15 protein-coding genes and 1 tRNA gene are annotated in these 17,045 nt (G+C 57.7%); 7 read left to right on the top strand and 9 right to left on the bottom strand.

The annotated features are described in order from the left end of the window. Nucleotides 1–627: 627 nt before the first annotated feature. The 6 genes from VIH17_03950 to VIH17_03925 all read right to left on the bottom strand — a co-directional run bounded on the left by VIH17_03950 (nt 628) and on the right by VIH17_03925 (nt 9,025). Complete coding sequence (locus VIH17_03950) at nt 628–1,410, bottom strand: molecular chaperone TorD family protein (GenBank protein ID HEY4682385.1); 783 nt, start codon at nt 1,408–1,410, stop codon at nt 628–630. A 108-nt stretch (nt 1,411–1,518) separates the two neighbouring features. Then, complete coding sequence (locus VIH17_03945) at nt 1,519–2,829, bottom strand: 4Fe-4S dicluster domain-containing protein (GenBank protein HEY4682384.1); 1,311 nt, start codon at nt 2,827–2,829, stop codon at nt 1,519–1,521. Continuing rightward, complete coding sequence (locus VIH17_03940; GenBank protein HEY4682383.1) at nt 2,822–3,142, bottom strand: hypothetical protein; 321 nt, start codon at nt 3,140–3,142, stop codon at nt 2,822–2,824. Before VIH17_03940 ends, VIH17_03945 begins: the two co-directional genes overlap by 8 nt. A 44-nt stretch (nt 3,143–3,186) precedes the next feature. After that, complete coding sequence (locus tag VIH17_03935; protein ID HEY4682382.1) at nt 3,187–6,765, bottom strand: molybdopterin-dependent oxidoreductase; 3,579 nt, start codon at nt 6,763–6,765, stop codon at nt 3,187–3,189. A gap of 47 nt (nt 6,766–6,812) precedes the next feature. Next, nucleotides 6,813–8,387 carry an ethylbenzene dehydrogenase-related protein gene (locus VIH17_03930; protein ID HEY4682381.1) on the bottom strand — a complete coding sequence of 525 codons (1,575 nt, stop codon included), beginning with the start codon at nt 8,385–8,387 and terminating at the stop codon, nt 6,813–6,815. A gap of 473 nt (nt 8,388–8,860) precedes the next feature. Beyond that, on the bottom strand, nt 8,861–9,025 hold the full coding sequence (locus VIH17_03925) for a hypothetical protein (protein HEY4682380.1): 165 nt from the start codon (nt 9,023–9,025) through the stop codon (nt 8,861–8,863). A gap of 286 nt (nt 9,026–9,311) precedes the next feature. Between VIH17_03925 and VIH17_03920 the strand changes: the two genes are divergently transcribed. The 7 genes from VIH17_03920 (at nt 9,312) to VIH17_03890 (ending at nt 15,131) form a co-directional block, all read left to right on the top strand. After that, nucleotides 9,312–9,578: a hypothetical protein gene (locus VIH17_03920; GenBank protein ID HEY4682379.1), complete on the top strand. Its 267-nt coding sequence runs from the start codon at nt 9,312–9,314 to the stop codon at nt 9,576–9,578. 8 nt (nt 9,579–9,586) lie between these two features. Next, a complete protein-coding gene (locus VIH17_03915; GenBank protein ID HEY4682378.1) occupies nt 9,587–10,420 on the top strand; it encodes an ABC transporter permease in 834 nt (277 codons plus the stop codon). A gap of 449 nt (nt 10,421–10,869) precedes the next feature. Further along, entirely contained in the window at nt 10,870–11,319 is a 450-nt protein-coding gene (locus VIH17_03910) for a DUF420 domain-containing protein (GenBank protein HEY4682377.1), read from the top strand. 221 nt (nt 11,320–11,540) lie between these two features. Then, the gene (locus VIH17_03905) at nt 11,541–13,016 is read left to right on the top strand and encodes a potassium/proton antiporter (protein HEY4682376.1); all 1,476 of its coding nucleotides are present in this window, start codon (nt 11,541–11,543) and stop codon (nt 13,014–13,016) included. 271 nt (nt 13,017–13,287) lie between these two features. Beyond that, nucleotides 13,288–13,545: a hypothetical protein gene (locus tag VIH17_03900; GenBank protein ID HEY4682375.1), complete on the top strand. Its 258-nt coding sequence runs from the start codon at nt 13,288–13,290 to the stop codon at nt 13,543–13,545. Then, entirely contained in the window at nt 13,532–13,873 is a 342-nt protein-coding gene (locus tag VIH17_03895; GenBank protein ID HEY4682374.1) for a type II toxin-antitoxin system PemK/MazF family toxin, read from the top strand. Before VIH17_03900 ends, VIH17_03895 begins: the two co-directional genes overlap by 14 nt. A 364-nt stretch (nt 13,874–14,237) precedes the next feature. After that, nucleotides 14,238–15,131 carry a HEAT repeat domain-containing protein gene (locus VIH17_03890; protein ID HEY4682373.1) on the top strand — a complete coding sequence of 298 codons (894 nt, stop codon included), beginning with the start codon at nt 14,238–14,240 and terminating at the stop codon, nt 15,129–15,131. A gap of 27 nt (nt 15,132–15,158) precedes the next feature. Here VIH17_03890 and VIH17_03885 read toward each other — a convergent pair whose 3' ends face one another. From VIH17_03885 to VIH17_03875, 3 genes are all read right to left on the bottom strand, one after another. Continuing rightward, a complete protein-coding gene (locus tag VIH17_03885; protein ID HEY4682372.1) occupies nt 15,159–15,545 on the bottom strand; it encodes a hypothetical protein in 387 nt (128 codons plus the stop codon). A 322-nt stretch (nt 15,546–15,867) separates the two neighbouring features. After that, on the bottom strand, nt 15,868–16,338 hold the full coding sequence (bfr, locus tag VIH17_03880; GenBank protein ID HEY4682371.1) for a bacterioferritin: 471 nt from the start codon (nt 16,336–16,338) through the stop codon (nt 15,868–15,870). A 189-nt stretch (nt 16,339–16,527) separates the two neighbouring features. Beyond that, nucleotides 16,528–16,613 (bottom strand) — tRNA-Leu (locus VIH17_03875). Between the last annotated feature and the right edge of the window lie 432 nt (nt 16,614–17,045).

Raw genomic sequence — 17,045 nt, 5'->3', positions numbered from 1 at the left:
CGGACCGAACGCCCGTATCCGCCGTCTTTGAGGATGCTTCTTTCCAACTTCAGTTCGTCCAAAATCTCTACAAGTTTTTCCCGCTTAAGGTTCTTTATGATTTCTTTGAGGGTGGCTGCCATGGGGGCTTGCCTCCTTCAGGCACATCGAATCCCCTCGGCCGACCCCGGCAAGGGGATACTATGATTTTCCGAAGCAATTTCGGGACCATTATTAGTCTATTGATTCAATGCGAGTTAATCAAACCGCAAGGAGGCACTAGGGGCTCTAGCAGTGGGTCAACTGGCCCAATCCGGGTTACCCCTGGGGATTATCGCCAAATACTCAACCAACTTCAGCGTGCGGAGCTGGTGCTTGATCGCTGAGACTCAATATGGCTCCGGGATCGCTGTCGGGGAGGAGCGAGCTTCCATGCTTCGGACTGCCTTCCCCATGGCCTTTTGTGGCCTAATCTGACAGCTCGCTTTACGTCTGTGCTTGGGCTCTGATCCCGGGCAAACCGTGGACAAACGGCGGCCGCCTGCTAGTCCTCATCAGCGTTCCGAAGTTCGTTTTTCCTAATCCACCGTTTCATGGCTCGTCCGAACCACTGAAGTTCGAGAAGTGCCACCGGCAGCGAACATAAAGTTACGGGCGGATTTGATTTGCGACGCACCGGGAGCACTCCGCTTCGGCTTCTTCACTTGTAGGATTCGCAACCACCCGTCCCTTGAAAGGAGTGAGCCCAAGACTTGTCCTCTCGATCGCCGACAGCGAAGCGGTCAACGCAGCGCAGCGTCGGTAGAAATCTGATTGCGAAGCCTTGATTAACAACTGCGCGAATCCGGGTAGCCACCAGCCGACGTGCTCGGCAAAGAATCTTTTGCGCGCCGTCCGGCAGACTTCCGCCTGCTCTCCCCTTCCGACCGAGAGCGCGGCAGCCTCCTTGGCATTTAGCAAATAGAGGAATTCTGCTTCCACCACGATGTGGTCCAGTCTCTCGCCTCGCTTGCCGGAGACCTCCAAGCCGAAAGCGCGGTAGAAGCCCGCAATGTCAGCCATCTGCTGCGCCCGATAGGCAACATCGGCGTTGGGCTCGTACTCAACGCCGCATGGCGGGCAGAGCTCGGAGATCGTAAGTCCGAATAGCACCCGATAGCTCCGTTCGATGCTCTCGGACTCCGCATCGAGCGCAGCAAAGAGGGCAACGGGCATAAGTTTGCGCGCAGAGACTTCGCCCCGCCCCAGTTCAATCTCTGGACACTCCTGCGTCACTAATTCGGCAGCGTACTGGACGCGATGGCGAAAATCAGCATCTTTCAATAGAGCGAAGCGCTCGTGGTGGTAAGGATCCACGAACCCTGCCGATACTAAGAGCCAAAGGTCGCGGCGCGCCAGCAATGGAGCCAAGTCAGAGTTTTGTGAGTCCATGGGGATTCCTCAAATTGCGGGGGGCGTGGAGGCGCGGCGAGTGATTGTCCCCCACACGCGTTGCCTCTATTTCGGTCATCCTTCCGGCCTCAGCACACACGCCTCTGTTCAAATGCTGTTGTAATGCTCTTTCGCTCGCTCGTACACGGGCTCTTCAACCGTCAATCGGACGATCTCTCGGTCGTTCGCGTCGTAGCCAACTACGGTATCATTGAAAATTTCAAGCGTCCTTCTCTCACCACTGGGAAGCGTCACCTCGGTCTCACTAATCTTCTCGCCCTCGATCAACTTGAAGCGAAAGATAATCCTTTGGCTGACGCGAAACAGTTGAAGCAGTCCTAACATCCGACGCGACGGGCAGACGTAGGCTTCGACCGCGTGTTCCACCCCCGGCCCGAACATCTGGATGAGGTAGTTCCGCGGCACCCAGCGAGGCGGGATATAAAAGCCGTTGGGTTCGGTGCCAAACTGAGGATAGAGCGGCAGGGCGATCTTCTCTTCTTTCACCATGTAGTAGATAGGATTCTCAGGATCCTTCTTCCAGGTCCCGTCTTCAGCGATCCTGACTAGGCCCTGCATCCTGATTTTCCCCACGCAGGCGGCCATGCATCGAGTCTCAATAGGCGCGCCGTCGGGAGTGATCATGGAGTCCTTCCCTTCGAGCCGAGGGAAACAGGCGATGCACTTCTCTGACGTCCGGGTCGTGCCCCGGTAGATGGATTTCTTGTAGGGGCAAGCCTCGACGCACTTGCGATAGCCCCGACATCTTCCCTGATCAATCAACACGACACCATCTTCGGGCCGCTTGTAGATGGCCTGGCGTGGACAAGCAGCCAGGCAGCCGGGATAGGTGCAGTGGTTGCAGATCCGTTGCAAGTGGAAGAACCAGGTATGATGTGCGGGCAGGGACGTGCCTTCACCGCCCCAGGGCCTGTGCTGGTTCTCAGGTCTCCGGGCCGTGTCCTCATAAATGTTAGGCGCATCCCATTCCTCGTCGCTGGGAAGATAGCCCAGCACGCGCCCGGAAGTTTCTTGAAACGTTTCCGCTTCCTGGTTCTGTTCTTCAGATATCGCCTCGAAGATCGTTTTCCCCTCGAAAACGCCATACGGAGCTTGCTCGCCATTCTTCTTGCCGACGTTCCATACCTGACCTCCGGGATTGACCCGCTCCAACAGGGCGAGAATCTTCTGGTCCCAGAAATGCGGGTACCCACCGTAGGGCTTGGTTTCCACGTTGTTCCACCACATGTGCTCCTGTCCCCGCGAGAAAGTCCAGGTGGACTTGCAGGCCATCGTGCAGGTTTGACATCCGATGCAGCGATTGATGTTAAACACGAAAGCAAACTGCCGATTGGGATGGCTCTTCTCATAGGGGTACAGCATCTCCCGGCCCAGTTGCCAGTTGTAGACTTTAGGCATCGCAGCCCCCCGTTTGAGGAAAAACCTTCACCGAGACGCGCATTCGAGCGGTCCGACTGAGGACTCTCCGTATCAGGTCGCGAACCCAGGCTTCCCCACGCTCTCGGTAAAGGGTATGCGTTTGATAGAAGGGCTCGCTGAAGAGGGCCAGAATCTCCTCTTCGCCCATGTCCATTCGAGCGTACTCCTCAACGATGCACGTGGCCATAATCTCGGGGTTGCCGCCCAGAACCCGAGTCATCACCAACTCCATCGGGTCGTCAGCTTCTGACTGCTTGTCTCGGCCGTGTGGGCTTTTCAATTCGGTGGTCATCTTGCACTTCCCAGTTTCTGGCGTCTAGTTCCTGATTGCCAGTTTTACGATTTCACCCGAATAAACCCCCCTTGCAGGTACTGTTGGCCATCGGCGCTCTCATTCCCGGGAGAAAAGCCGGTGGTCGCGGGCGTCCAGATTCCTTTGCCGCCCAGGCCACCATCTTGGGCCTTCGTGATCCGTATCAGCGTTTCCTTGGGGACGCTGTTGATCGCATGATTGTCGATGGCGAAACCAAAGACGAATGCCATGGCACCGGTCTGCTTGTGAAACAGGTTGTCCGTCTGATGCATGGGCATCATCCAAGCCCGGGTGATAGACTGGTGGCTGCCATAGCGATAGCTCGCCTGGTAGCCAGTATCCTCAGCCAGCGCCCGACCGTCCGGGCGCGACTCGTGGGCTCTCACCGTTCGCTCGGTGGCCATCCAGCCTGTATGCTTCATAATAGTGAAATTCCGAGGCAAGCCCGGATTGTATTTCACCCGGACCATGCAGCGAAACGCCCTGTAGCGCACTGGGTTCTTCTGCCACCCCACAAATGGCCGATCCGTCGGGTTGGCATCCACGTAAACGTAGTCGCCGTCTTCAATCCCAAGCTCTTTTGCCGTCAGCGGGTTGATCTGAATTTGTCGGTCGGCGACGCCCGGCGCGCGTTTATCTTTTCGAAAGGGGTCGCCGAAATTATCAGACCAGATCCAATTCCAGTCCACTACGCTCCAGGAAGAATGGACAGAATGACGACTCTTGGGCGTGGAGCAGAAGAGGCGAAATCCTCGCTCCCAGAGGGGATTCTTCGTCTGCTTCACCCGGCGCCAGGGCATTTTGACGTTGCGGATTTGTCTCAGGTCGGCGTCCATAGCGCGTAGCGAGATGCCGTAATCCTGGGGTCGGATGTAGGGGTTCGACGAAACAATCACGTTCGGCAGATAGGGGGTCGCTTCAGGACCTTCACGGTGGACGATGAAATTCTCACCGTATTCGATCGCCTCCGGGATGTCACAGTAGGAGTTCATTCGGCCGGTGTCCGTGTAAAAGGGCAGCGAATCGTGAACCTGTTCGAAGAAGGGCACGCGGGGATAGGTCCGATAAAGCATGAGGACAGAGCCAGGTTCGTTTCCGTAAGCTCCTTCCAGGATCTCCTTAGCCGTGTATTTTCGACCATCTTTCGTCCGGGTGGTGGTAGAGGAGGCAAACACGCGGTCCAGGTAAACCTCCGTTTCGCCGCTGAGGACGAAATGCCAGTGATCCCCAAAGCGTTTATCACCCGTCAACTCGGTTAACTTTTCCGCGACCTTGGCAAAGACCATGCCATCATCAACCGAATCGTACAAGGGGGCGATGGCCCGGGTTGCTCGGTACCTCTTGCCGCCCCACAATTGCAGAAATGGGTTCGAGCAGGAACTCCCCGCTTCCAGCGTTTGGGCCTCAATCCAGGAATTCACCGGCAAGACCAGGTCGGCATATTCCGCCGAGCCGGTCCACTCGATCTGTTGATCCACAATCATGTCAACCTTGGGGTTGACGCTGTTGATGAGGTGGTAAATCCATTTGGCTTGATTGAGCAGGTTGGCGTTGTTGTACCAGATGAGTTTCGTGGGGGTGGGCATGTGGGTCTTGCCGGTGAAGACCTTCCGTCCCTTGGGCGTGTCCACAATCAGCGGACGGTCGCCAGCCCCCCAATACCCGACCTCCTCACCGCGCATGGTGTGCCGGATGTGTTCGTGAGTGATTCTCGCTTTGGGATCGAGCACCGGGTTGAACGGGTCTTCCGCCACGTAGGCGCTGGCTCCCGGACCCGACCACGGGGAACCCTGGAACACCGCGCCCTTGTAATTCCCCGCCCAGGTATAGACGCCGGCGCCATGCTTGCCGATGTTTCCCGTCAGCATGAGGGGAAGATGGACCGCACGGTTGTGCAGTGTGGCATGGAAATAATGGTTGATCCCCTCTCCGTGGTGGATCGCCGCCGGCTTAATAGTGGCCACGTCATGCGCCAACTGCTGGATCAGCTTCTTGTCCGATTCGGTGATCTCGGCAACCGTATCCAAGTCGTAGTCCTGAAGATGAATGCGGTAGAGCGACAACGTGGTCATCACTTCCACTTTTTTCCCGTCCGTGGTCGTGATCGTGCCTTTCCAATCCAGCGCCGGAACGATTGCCTTCTCCTTGAGTCGATCGCCCACATCATCGCGGGTGATGGCCTTGGGGGTGCCCGACTTCTCGTCGTAGACTACGAAATCGCCAACTCGTCGCCGTTGTTCATCGGTCAGTCCCTGAATGCGGTAACTGGGGCCATCGGATATGTCGGGCATCTGGTAGTTCTCAAATACGTCCTCCGGTTTGAGGTGCTTGAGAGTATCGGTTCGCACCAGCACGGGAAAGTCAGTGAAGCGCCGCACGAAATCGGCATCGTAAAGCTCTTGCTCGATCAGGTACTTGGCCAAGTAGAGAAAGATTGCCGTGTCCGACAGCCCGGGTCGAACAGGAATCCAGTAGTTCGATTTGGTGGCCGGGCAATTGTACTCGGGGGCAATGTTGACGATCTTTCCCCCTCGCTCGATGACCTCAGTCATCCAGTGCGAATCGGGCATTTTATTTTCGATCATGTTCTTGCCGACCTGAATGTGGAGCCGGGTGTGGCGCATGTCGTTCAAGTCGCAATCTGAGGTTTGAAGCCCATGAACAAAGGGTTGGCCCGGAGCTTGATCGCCCCGCCACGTATACTCGGTCCATTCGCGCGCGCCCTGGGCCCGCTCCGGTGGCACGCCCCGGACGTGGTGGTCCAGCAAGGCCATCATGTTGCCGAAGCGGAACAGACCGAATTTCCCGACAATCCCGTGGACCGGAAGCGAGGAGCCGATCTTCATAGTGCGCGTCCCGGCACCGTGCCAGTGCTCGAGCATCTCCTGCAGGTATCCGTCCTTCTTGAACCGTTCCCCGCCCGCGTCGCCACTGTAGGTCTCGGCGATAGCCTTCAAGCCCATAGCGGCATATCGCGCCGCTTCGTCCCAGGACACCCGGACGAACGTATCATTTCCCCGATCGTCGAAGCGATATTTGCGGCGCAGTTCGGGATGGTCCGAGAGCGAAGGAAACCCATTGTCAGCCCACTCTTTCCAGCCTTTGCGTATCACTGGACCTTTGAGTCGGTACGGCCCATACACGCGACGGTGAAACGTATATCCCTTCAAGCACCCTCTGGGATTCCATCCAATGAAAGCTCGATTGCCGTAGAGGTCGGTGTAGTTCTGGTAATCGTAGTTTTGCTCGCTGCGGATGATGACGCCGTTGCGCACGAATGACCGGATCCTGCACATATGCGTATCGTTGGGCGCGCAGACCCAGGTGAAAGTCCGGTCGAAGCGGTACTGGTCGCGGTAGATCTTCTCCCAATCGCGGTTGGGGTAGTAACTCAGGGGGTTCTTGATCGCCTCTAGCCCAGGACCGCGAGTACACGATTCGAGCGACCATAGGGCGAGCGCTGCTGTGGCCCCGGCCGCGCCCAATCCCTTCAAGAAATCCCGCCGACTCGTTTGGCGTCTGTTCAAATTCGCGTCACTGTCGCCCGCCGGGGCCGTGCTTCCAATTCCGATTTGCGATTTCCGATTTCCGATTGAGTCCATTTCTGGTCTCCAATCCGTGACTACCAAGCCCTGGGAATTCCCAATTCCTATTTCAGCGTCAGGGTGTTCCAGATGCTGACGCTCTTCTGACCATTGCGATCACCAGCGCTTCCGTCCCAGATTGCGAAGGCGACAGAGACTCTCTGCCCGGGACGAAGCGGGATGTCCTCAGCACCAGATGCTTGGATATTTCGCAGCAACTCCAGACGCCATACCCCATCCTTCCAGCGGGACACGCCCTGTACGTTTTGCTTTTCGGCGGCCCGGGAGGCAAACGTCCCCAAGCCAACGGCGTTGCCATTCTCGACAACGCTCGTTCGGTGGGGCGAAGCGATCAGGTTATGCGCCGCATCCGCTGGCCGGAAGGTGGTATCTTGCATGGGCTCAGACTGCCAGCCTTTTTGCGAACCGTAGTAACCGTCAGCGGCCATTCGAGGAAAAATTGTGCCAACGTCCTGAAAATTCTTCCGGTCCTCATCCCAGAGCGCTTTCCAGTGCCAGATGTTGACTGCCTTGCCTGGCGCTCCCATGGCAAACAAGGGTGGAGAAGCGTTCGCCGTCAACTGAACCGCGGCCCCGTCGGGAAAACTTCGCTGCCGAATTCCCTCCACATTCTGCGTGCTGTCATTCCACTCGAAGAGGAATGCCAAGCGGTGACCATCGTGAACGGCCTTCACTCGGACCGCATCAACATGACCGTCGTGCCACCAGAGCGGCATCAACGGCACACGAACTTCGGCCACCGTCGCCCAGACACCATCATCCGGATCGGAGGGCAGGCGCTGGAGTCGTCTGACCTCAATTTCCTGGGCTCGGATTTGAGCTCGTTCCTGAGCCGCCGGATCGGACAGGCTCTGGACGTAATGGACAACCTGCCAGACTTGCTCTCCAGGAAGTTTCGAGCTGGGCATCGGTGTGCCTGGCACTCCAGCCGAGAACCTCAGGTAGAGCTGCTTCCCCTCACGCCCTCCCTTGAACACGCCGCGTTTGAAGTTGCGCGACCAGGTGGAAAAGCCTTCGGCGGTCCGCCAAGTGGGGTCACGCTTGCCTTCCCCGTTCGCGCCATGGCACTGGGCACAGGCCGTCTTGTAGTATTTCCGACCTTGCTCCAGCCCTTCCCGGGTCACGGGCGGTTCGGGCGGGATCGGAATCGGATCTCCAGGTTGAACCATCTCGGCAGCGTACTTCTCGGCAGCCTTGCGTGTGTCGCCCGAGCGCATGGCGATCTCAACCCACCCTTCCCGGTTGAGCTTGAGGATGTAGTCCACTACGTCCCAACGGTCGCTCTCCGACAGATCGCCCCACGAGGGCATCGGCGTGTCGGGCATCCCGCGGGTGATCGTTCGGAACAAATCCTCTCTGGTCGGCTCGAGGTTTTGTGAGCTGACCAATCTGAATTTTCCCGCCCGAAAATTCCTGGGCTTTGGCAGAAGGAGATAGGCACCTTCACCTCTCCCATCTCCTTTCACTCCGTGGCAAACGGCACAGTATTCATCGTAAATCACCTGCCCCCGAGAAACTTCCCCGGCGGCCTTCCTTCCTCTCCAAATCCACCAAATGATCGCGCCACCCATGATGAGGACGGCAATGACAGATAGCACGGCATATTGATTCTTCTTCATGCTGAATCCCTGCATTGGTTAATCCTGGTCAAAAAACGATGGCAGAGTAAGTGCAGGCCCCATCCCAACGGCCTCCGGGTCCGGGCGCGGAGCTCGGTTACTCGGATCTGCCTGTGCCTCCCAACCATGCATCCGGGGCAAAACCGGATGCCGCAGTGCTTTTCTACCGCGCGATGGGTTTCAAGGGAAAAGACAAAGTTCAGGCCCCAGGAGACCCGTTGCTGTACAGGCCCACTTCGTGCAACAACGGTGGCCGGACCGAGTGGCCGTATCCGCCGTCTTCGGGCATATCCCTTTCTAGCTTCAGTTGCTCTATAATCTGTGAGGTCGGTCGCCATGGCTGCTTCCCTCCTTCGGCAACCCAGGTTAGATCGACCAGCGACGAGGGAGGATACTACATCTCTCGATTAGGCAATTTAGTAGCCATTACCAACTTATTGAGAGGAAGTAAGTTAGTGCACTCTAGGAGAAACTCACAACGCGTGGCGTGAGTCAAAACGCCCAGCTGGGTGCGCGCCTTGGACCGGCGACGTGCCCTCGCAGGGTGTCCGGACGGAGCGCCCGTAGCCGCCGCCAGCGATGATGTCCATCTCTAACTTCAGGGCTTCAATCACGTCCTTTTTGTTGAATCGCGCCATCGATCGCTCCCTCCGCGCCATCAGGTTCGGGTTCGCCCCTGAAACTTCTGTCCTTTCTGCACCCGGCTTGTTGCCTAGGTTTTTTCCATTTCAGCCTCTTCAGGGCTATGAACTGGTGGGCAGACTCAGGACGCAGTCAGGCCCTCCGGCGAGTCAAACAATCGAGCGGCTGGGCTCAGGCAGTCCTCTCGATGCGCCGCTCGTCTGGCCCGCTGCTCGAACGGTCGGGCTCCATGCCAGTGCCAGTTGCTTTCGTGATGCCACGTTGCGCAAGGAGAATAGCTCCATGTTGCAGATGATTCTCTTGGCGGCCTTTTCGCTGTTGGTCGTGGTAGCTTGTTTGGCGGGCTTGGTCTGGGTCATTTTCACCGGCTCGATGCGGGGGATGGATGGCATTTTGTTGACCGCCATTTGCTTGCTCGTTGGTCTGATCTTTTCGTTGAACCTGGTCGGGGTGCTGCGCCAGGGTCGCTTGCTAGATGTCGTCAAGATGCGTAGGCTTAAAGATCGCCCCGAGGATAAGCAGACGATGGGTCAAGGGGGAACAAAGTAGGAATGTCCATGGAAGAAAGCGGCTCCAGCTTTTTGCTTCCACTGGGAACCCTCTGGTGGCGCGAGCTGCTGCGCTTTTATCGGCAGCGGAGCCGCGTTATCGGCGTCGTCGGATCGCCCCTTGTCTTTTGGCTTCTCATCGGATCGGGGTTGGGGACATCGTTCCGCGCGCCCTCGACCGCCGACGCCTCCTCCAGGGGTATCCTCGCATCCGGTCAGGCCGGGGGAATCGGTTATCTGGAGTATTTTTTCCCCGGGACGCTCGTCCTTATCCTTCTCTTCACCTCCATTTTTTGCATGATGTCAGTCATTGAAGACCGCCGAGAAGGTTTTCTGCTTTCGGTTTTGGTGGCCCCCATCTCCCGGTCAACCCTGGTGCTTGGGAAAGTCCTGGGCGGCACGACCCTGGCCGTCCTCCAGGCGATTGTCTTTCTCCTGCTCGCGCCCGTGGTTGGAATCTCCCTGTATCCGCTGCAAATCCTCTTTCTTGTAGCCATTCTTTTTCTCATTGCCCTCGGCCTGACGGGGCTGGGGTTTGTCGTCGCCTGGCGCATGGATTCGGTGCAAGGATTTCACGCCATCGTGAACCTGTTTCTCATCCCCATGTGGTTATTGTCGGGAGCCCTGTTTCCTGCCTCGGGAGCTTTCGGTTGGGTTCGCTGGATCATGAAAGCGAACCCGCTCACTTATGGGACGGCCGCTCTGCGCCAGGTGCTTTACCTTCCTGTTCAGGCCGCCGAGGGCGGTGTCTCTTCTCTGGCACTGTCGCTGGGAGTCACCGCTTTGTTCGGTGTCTTTATGATCGGGATAGCGTTTCGGGTGGCGCGTCAGCGCGCCATCTGAGGTGCGACAGGAAAGACGTAGAAACTTTGCTCCGGGAAAAGGATGCCGTACGGATTTCTGAAAACTCGGAAAGGCTATTCTCCTGGAACGTATCCGAGGAAAAACCCGGACCGACCCGCCGTGCGGGGGGCGTCCGGGAAAAGGAGCAGTGCGCCATGTTGAGAATCGCTATCGTCCTAGCATCGTCCAGCAATGCCATGGTGGCCGGCAAGCTGCGTCGCTTCACTCAGTTGTAGCTGTGGGTTGTTCCCAGTCCGGTTGGCCTTCTCTCCGTAATTCACGGTTTGGGGCTGGCTTCGACGTAGTCATGGGGCCAGCGACAGGCCACCTTCTGTTCATTCGCGCCGTGGCCGTGCGGAATAAGAAAGGGAAACCGATGGCTTCTCAGGGGAAGATGTGCTACCTACATTTCCGCAGAAATCGGGACACTACCGGGAAAAACAGTCGTGATGATTGCTTCTTCCCCTCCCCATGAGGCATGGTACGGCATCCTGCCCCATTTGAACGCCAGCCTGAATGCCACGAGTGCGCTTCTGCTGACGGCTGGTTACTTGTTCATTCGGCGAAAGAGGGTGACCGCCCACAAGATTTGCATGGTGTCGGCCTTGGCCGTCGCATCGCTTTTCCTGATTTCCTATCTGACGTATCACTACCACGTTGGCTCGGTGCGGTTCACGGGAGAGGGATGGATTCGGCCGGTCTATTTCTCGATTCTTATTTCGCACACGGTTCTGGCTGTTTCGATCATACCGCTGGCGCTCATCACCCTGCGTCGCGCCTTGAAAGGCAGGTTCGACAAACACGTTCGCATCGCCCGCTGGACGTTGCCCCTCTGGCTCTACGTTTCCGTCACCGGAGTGATCGTCTATATCATGCTCTACCACCTTTACCGCGCCTGACCGCTTCTGTAGGAGGCTATCGCGGACGGGCCAGCAACTTCGCGCCAGTGCATTCTTGCTCGCGAAGTTGCCTAGCTCAGGCTGCGGGCGTATCGTTCGCCAGGTCACCTCGAAATAAGAGTCTCCACGGGAGAGAATAGGATCGCGTTGACACAGCTCTAGCAGACCTTTATATCTGCACCGGAGCGCCAAGCGTCGCAGGAAGACACAAGAGTTCGACTATGGTCCCGATGGAATACATACTCGTGGGAGCATCTGTTCTTTTGCTTCTGAGTGTGCTCGCCAGTAAGGCGTCCACCAGGCTCGGTATTCCTGCTCTGCTCTTGTTTCTCTTGATTGGAATGCTTGCCGGGTCTGACGGCCCGGGCGGCATTTACTTTGACGATCCGCGGCTGGCTCAGTCTATGGGGGTGATGGCGCTCGCGTTCATCCTTTTTGCGGGGGGACTGGATACTCATTGGGAAAGTGTTCGCCCGGTAGTTTGGAGAGGTGTTGCTCTTTCCACCCTGGGTGTTTTCTTGACCGCCCTGCTGGTTGGCTGGTTTGCCAGGATCGTGCTCGACTTTTCATTGCTGGAGGGCTTGTTGCTGGGTGCGGTCGTTTCGTCAACTGACGCCGCAGCCGTTTTCTCCGTATTGCGAGCCAAGAGGGTGAGCCTGAGAGGGCAGTTGAAACCCTTGCTCGAGCTGGAATCGGCCAGTAATGACCCCATGGCTGTCTTTCTTACCATCGGGTTCATCCACCTCTTGACCAACCCGACGGCCACGGCAGCCGATCTTGTTCCGAAGTTGTTCGTGCAAATGGCACTTGGCGCCATCATGGGTTACGGAATCGGAAAAGGAATGATCTTCCTGGTCAACCGACTGAGGCTGGAGTCCGAAGGCCTCTATCCAGTATTGACCTTATCCTTCGTTCTTCTCGCCTACGGCGCAACAACCTCGGTGGGAGGAAATGGGTTTTTGGCGGTGTATGTAGCTGGGCTGGTTACAGGGAAAAGTGACTTTATTCACAAGAAAAGCCTGATGCGCTTCCACGACGGGCTTGCCTGGCTGATGCAGATTGCCATGTTCCTGACCCTTGGGCTGCTGGTCTTCCCGTCGCGCCTAGTTCCCGTTGTCGGGGACGGCTTGCTAGTCGCGATGTTTCTGATGCTGCTGGCCCGTCCGCTGAGCGTATTCGTCTCTCTCCTCCCGATAAAGATGAGTTTCAAAGAGAAGGCAATGATCTCCTGGGTGGGGCTGCGCGGGGCCGCACCGATTATCCTGGCAACGTTTCCGCTTCTCGCCGGAATCGCCAAAGCAGACATGATTTTCAACCTCGTCTTTTTCATTGTCTTGACTTCCGTACTGCTACAAGGAACCTCGATCCCGCTGTTCGCTCGGTGGCTTGGGGTTGCTGCCCCGCTGGCTGCCAAGCGGCAGTATCCCTTGGAGTTTCTTCCCACAAGCAGTACTAAAAGCAACTTGGTGGAACTCCAGGTACCGAGCAATTCCTTGGTGGTGGGCAAACGCATCCTCGAGCTGGGACTTCCCAAAGGGGCATTGGTGGTGTTGATCAGCAGAAAAGAAGAATTCATCGTTCCAAGCGGAGGAACGTCCCTTGAAGCGGGCGACACGATGCTTGTGCTTGCGGACAAGAACGACCTCGTCCATTTACGGTCGCTGGTGGAGACTCCGCAACCAACAGCGGATAAGTGAATTGCCGCTTGTGCGGAGGCAAATCTGCGCCGCGCCCTGAAGGGCCGCTTCGACAAACACGTTCGCATTGCCCGGTGGACGCTGCCCCTCTGGCTTTACGTTTCTGTCACCGGGGTGGTGGTTTACTGGATGCTGTACCACCTCCGCCACCCCCCCATAGTCGTTGCGCATCAAGGTGTGGAAACTCTGTCGCTTCATCGGGACATGGGGTCGGTTTCGTTCCGCCAATACGTATTGACACAAAAACGCATCGCGGCTACGATGGCAAGCTATGGGTACGCGCAAAAGCAACCGGGCCAGGCTCAGCATTGACGTTACCCCCGCTTTGCGGCGGCGCATCCGTATTGTCGCCTCCGCCCGCGAGTTATCGATTACCGACTACGTCGTGGATGCTGTCAAGGAGAGGCTGAAAAATGACCTTGAAGAACTGGGCGGCGAGAAAGGCCTCCTGGCGATGACGGCGAGATCCGACCCCGTCTTGGCAGAACTCTGGGACAACGACAAGGATGCCGAATATGATCGCTTGTAGGCGCGGCGATGTGATCCTGGTGCCGTTTGTTTTCTCGGATGAATCTGGCGCCAAGCGCCGCCCGGCTCTGGTCTTGAGTTCGGACAAATACCACAGGAATCGCCAAGAAATGATTATCTCAGCCATCACCAGCAATACCGAGCGGATCCTGTACGGCGACTTTCTCATCCGGGAGTGGAAAAAGACAGGTCTTTTGCGTGCTTCGGTCGCAACCGGCGTCATTCGAACCATCAAGCACGCCATGGTTGAGCGGAAACTGGGCCGCGTCACGCCCGCAATTATGGAAGGAATCAACTCGCAGTTGCGGAAGGCGCTGCAGCTTCCTTAAGTCCGTTCCTAGAGTCCCCTGCCGGCAGACTTTCTCCTCCCAACCACCATTTGCCGGACGATGAATGGCAAGGGGCAAACCTTCGCTTTTCGCCTCCCTCCGCATTGACACCATCGCTCGGGCCGCGTCAACCGAGAGAATGATGAGCAGAACTTGAAAATCCGCCAAACGGCTGGCCTGTTTAACCGCGTTGACACGGAGGGCGTGTGTTGGTGGTTCTTCATCCGGAGTATAATCGAGCAACATGAAAAACGCGCGTGCCAGTCGTTCCTCGCACCGGGTGGACCTTCTTCTCTTCCCCGCTTTTGCGGGCGCTGCTTCTGTCCGCCGTTCGCCTTCTCTGATTCGGGGGTGAAGGAACACCTTGGCCAAGCCCGACTCTGCCACCAGTCCTGAATCCAAACCCCCGCAGTCTGGTGCTGCACCGCGCCCTGGCCGCCGACGACCCAGCCTGCTCCTCCTTGTCATCACTCTGCTTTTCGTTCTCATCCCTTTTCTTTTCTGGCGGGGGACATGGTATGGCAGGCCTCTCGGCGACAAAAAGATCGAGCAGTATCTTGCCGACGAAGCGAAGCCCCGCCACATCCAGCACGCCCTGGCGCAGATTGCCGAGGGCATGGTGCGCGGCGGTCGCCGCCAGGGCGAAGTAAAACAGTGGTATCCGCGAGTGGTCGCAACCGCCCAGCACAAGATGACGGAAATTCGCGTCACCGCCGCATGGGTCATGGGACAGGACAACACCTCAGAAGAATTTCACCAGGCGCTCCTCCGCCTTCTTCAGGATCCCGAGCCGCTGGTGCGCCGGAATGCGGCTCTCTCGCTGGTGCGTTTCGGGGATGTGAGCGGGCGGGCTGAACTGGTGATGATGCTCCGGCCATATACTGTCCGCAGCCCGCGCGATGGCACTTTGTCCACTCGCCTGAAGGAAGAGGACGCGGTGAACCCCGGGACTCTTCTGGCTCGGCTGGACGCGGGCAAAGGCCAAGCGTTCGACATACGGTCGCCTTTGCCGGGTCGGGTTCAAAGCAGGCTCAAAAAAGAAGGGGCGAGGGTAGCGGCGGGCGATGAGGTCGTGCTTCTTTCCCCCGGGCCCGATCAGGTATGGGAGGCCCTGCGGGCGCTTTATCTGGTGGGACGGCCGGAAGACTTGCCCGACGTGGAACGTTTTGCCCAACCGGCCTCGGCTGGCGCCGACATGCCCGACAAGATTCTTGAGCAGGCAGCTCTTACCGCCAAAGCCATACGGAACCGTCTTTAAACAGGGGGAGAAAGTTCGGAGGAAAGGTCAGTAGCGCATTTCCCCGTAAACGGCTTCCACCTCGGCGGTATCCACCATTTCGATGGCATCCCACGGGCAACCGTCCAGGAAAGCACCGTCCGGACCCTTGCTGGTGCATTTCTTGCAGCCGATGCAAAGCTGAGGATCCACCTGAATGCGGCCGAAGGGCGGGTTGTCCAGGTCGGAAACCCAGAACATGCAGTCGGTGACCGGGCAGTAAGGTACGCAAGCGGGCGAGCCGGCGCAGCCGGTGCAGCACTCGGTAATCACCGCGATCTCTTTTGGCTTTTTCTTGCGCGGGGTGTCAATCCCGACGGATTTTGGCTCGTTCCTTTCGGCTGACACAACGCGGAGTTGTGCGCCCTGCTTTTCCACCACGGCTATGGTTGACATCGCCTCACTCATGGGAAGGATTTACCCGGTCCCCTTGGCTCGCTTCATTTCCATTATCTCCGATTGGCGGCGCAAAGTCGAAACTCCAGATCGCCTTCGTCTATCGGCGCAGCCCTGACTTTCCTCACCGCCATCTGCTACCCCGTGCCCGGCCCTGCGGGCTTGGGAACAAGCGGTGCTGCGGCCACCGCAGTGGAGGGCCTTCCTCGGCACCAGTGGATCCAACTGCTGGCCACACAGGTAAGTAGGGAATATCCCCTGCGCGGGCGGTGGCCCAGAAGCAATTCAAGAAAAGTGCCGGCCCCCGGTGGGCGCGATTCTCTTATTCTTCCAACTGCTGGCTGAGATAGTTTTGCAGGCCGAGCTGCTCGATGAGGCCGACTTGCTGCTCGAGGAAATCGACGTGCCCTTCTTCATCCTTCAGGATTTCCTTGAGGAAGTCGGCCGAGGCGTTGTCGCCCGCCTTGCGGCAGGTCTCGATGGCCTGATTGTAATCACGCACAGCGGCGCGCTCGAGCGCGAGGTCGTTTTCAAGCTGCTGCTTGACGTCTTTGCCGATGTTGAGTTTTGCCATCTCCTCCATCTTCGGCATCCCCTCAAGGAAGAGGATGCGTTCCATCAACTTTTCGGCGTGCTTCATTTCGCCGATGGCCTGCTTTTTGGTGTTGCTGCCCAGGCGCTTGTAGCCCCAGTTGTCGCACATTTCGGCGTGAAGCATGTACTGGTTGAGCGCGCCCAGTTCTTCCTTCAGCATTTCGGATAAGGCCGCAAGAACTTCCGGTTTGCCCTTCATCGTGATCATTCTCCTTTTGGCGGAACGAGCGGGGCCTATTCTACCGCAGACAGGCCGTTCGAAAGCAAAACTTGTGCGCGAGAAGAGGGGACGGGTCTCGCACGCCAGCAGCGTAGTACAGCCGGAGCAACCCGCCGGCACACTCCCCCGTCTGGGGCTCTTACATGGTTCTTGTCATTGATCCTGACGTGCCCGGGGCCGGGATCGAACCGGCACGGGGATTTCTCCCCAAGGGATTTTAAGTCCCTTGCGTCTGCCCATTCCGCCACCCGGGCTTACCGGAATCGTGAATCGTTCATCGCCAATCGTCAAGCGGCAAAACGCTGACGGTGCTGGAAGCGGGAATCTCACCTCTGGCTGCGGCCTCGAAGTTCCGTGAGAAGCAGACAAAGCGCGCCTGAAGAGTCTGTGTGACAACCTCGACTTGAGCCCTCTTCAGCGGCTAAAGCCGCTGAAGGTTTATTGAAATTGCTCCACTTACGGCACGACTAAAGTCGTGCCCTAACGTGAAACGTGGGTTTTCACACAGGCTCTGAAGGCGGCCGCTACGCAGGCTGTTCAAAGAACTTTGCGATGACGGAATAATCGGCGTCGGAGTGGCCCAGGGCTCGGGTGGCGTTGAAAACCTCGCGGGTCGCCGCCGCAATCGGCATGGGCACATGCAGTTGGTTGCCGAGTTCGAGAGCCAGTCCAAGGTCTTTGTGCAT

The organism is Candidatus Acidiferrales bacterium (assembly GCA_036514995.1).
In the GTDB taxonomy this organism is placed as follows: domain Bacteria; phylum Acidobacteriota; class Terriglobia; order Acidiferrales; family DATBWB01; genus DATBWB01.
The sequence above is the reverse complement of the archived record's forward strand: the minus strand, read 5'-3'. Positions and strand labels throughout refer to the sequence as shown.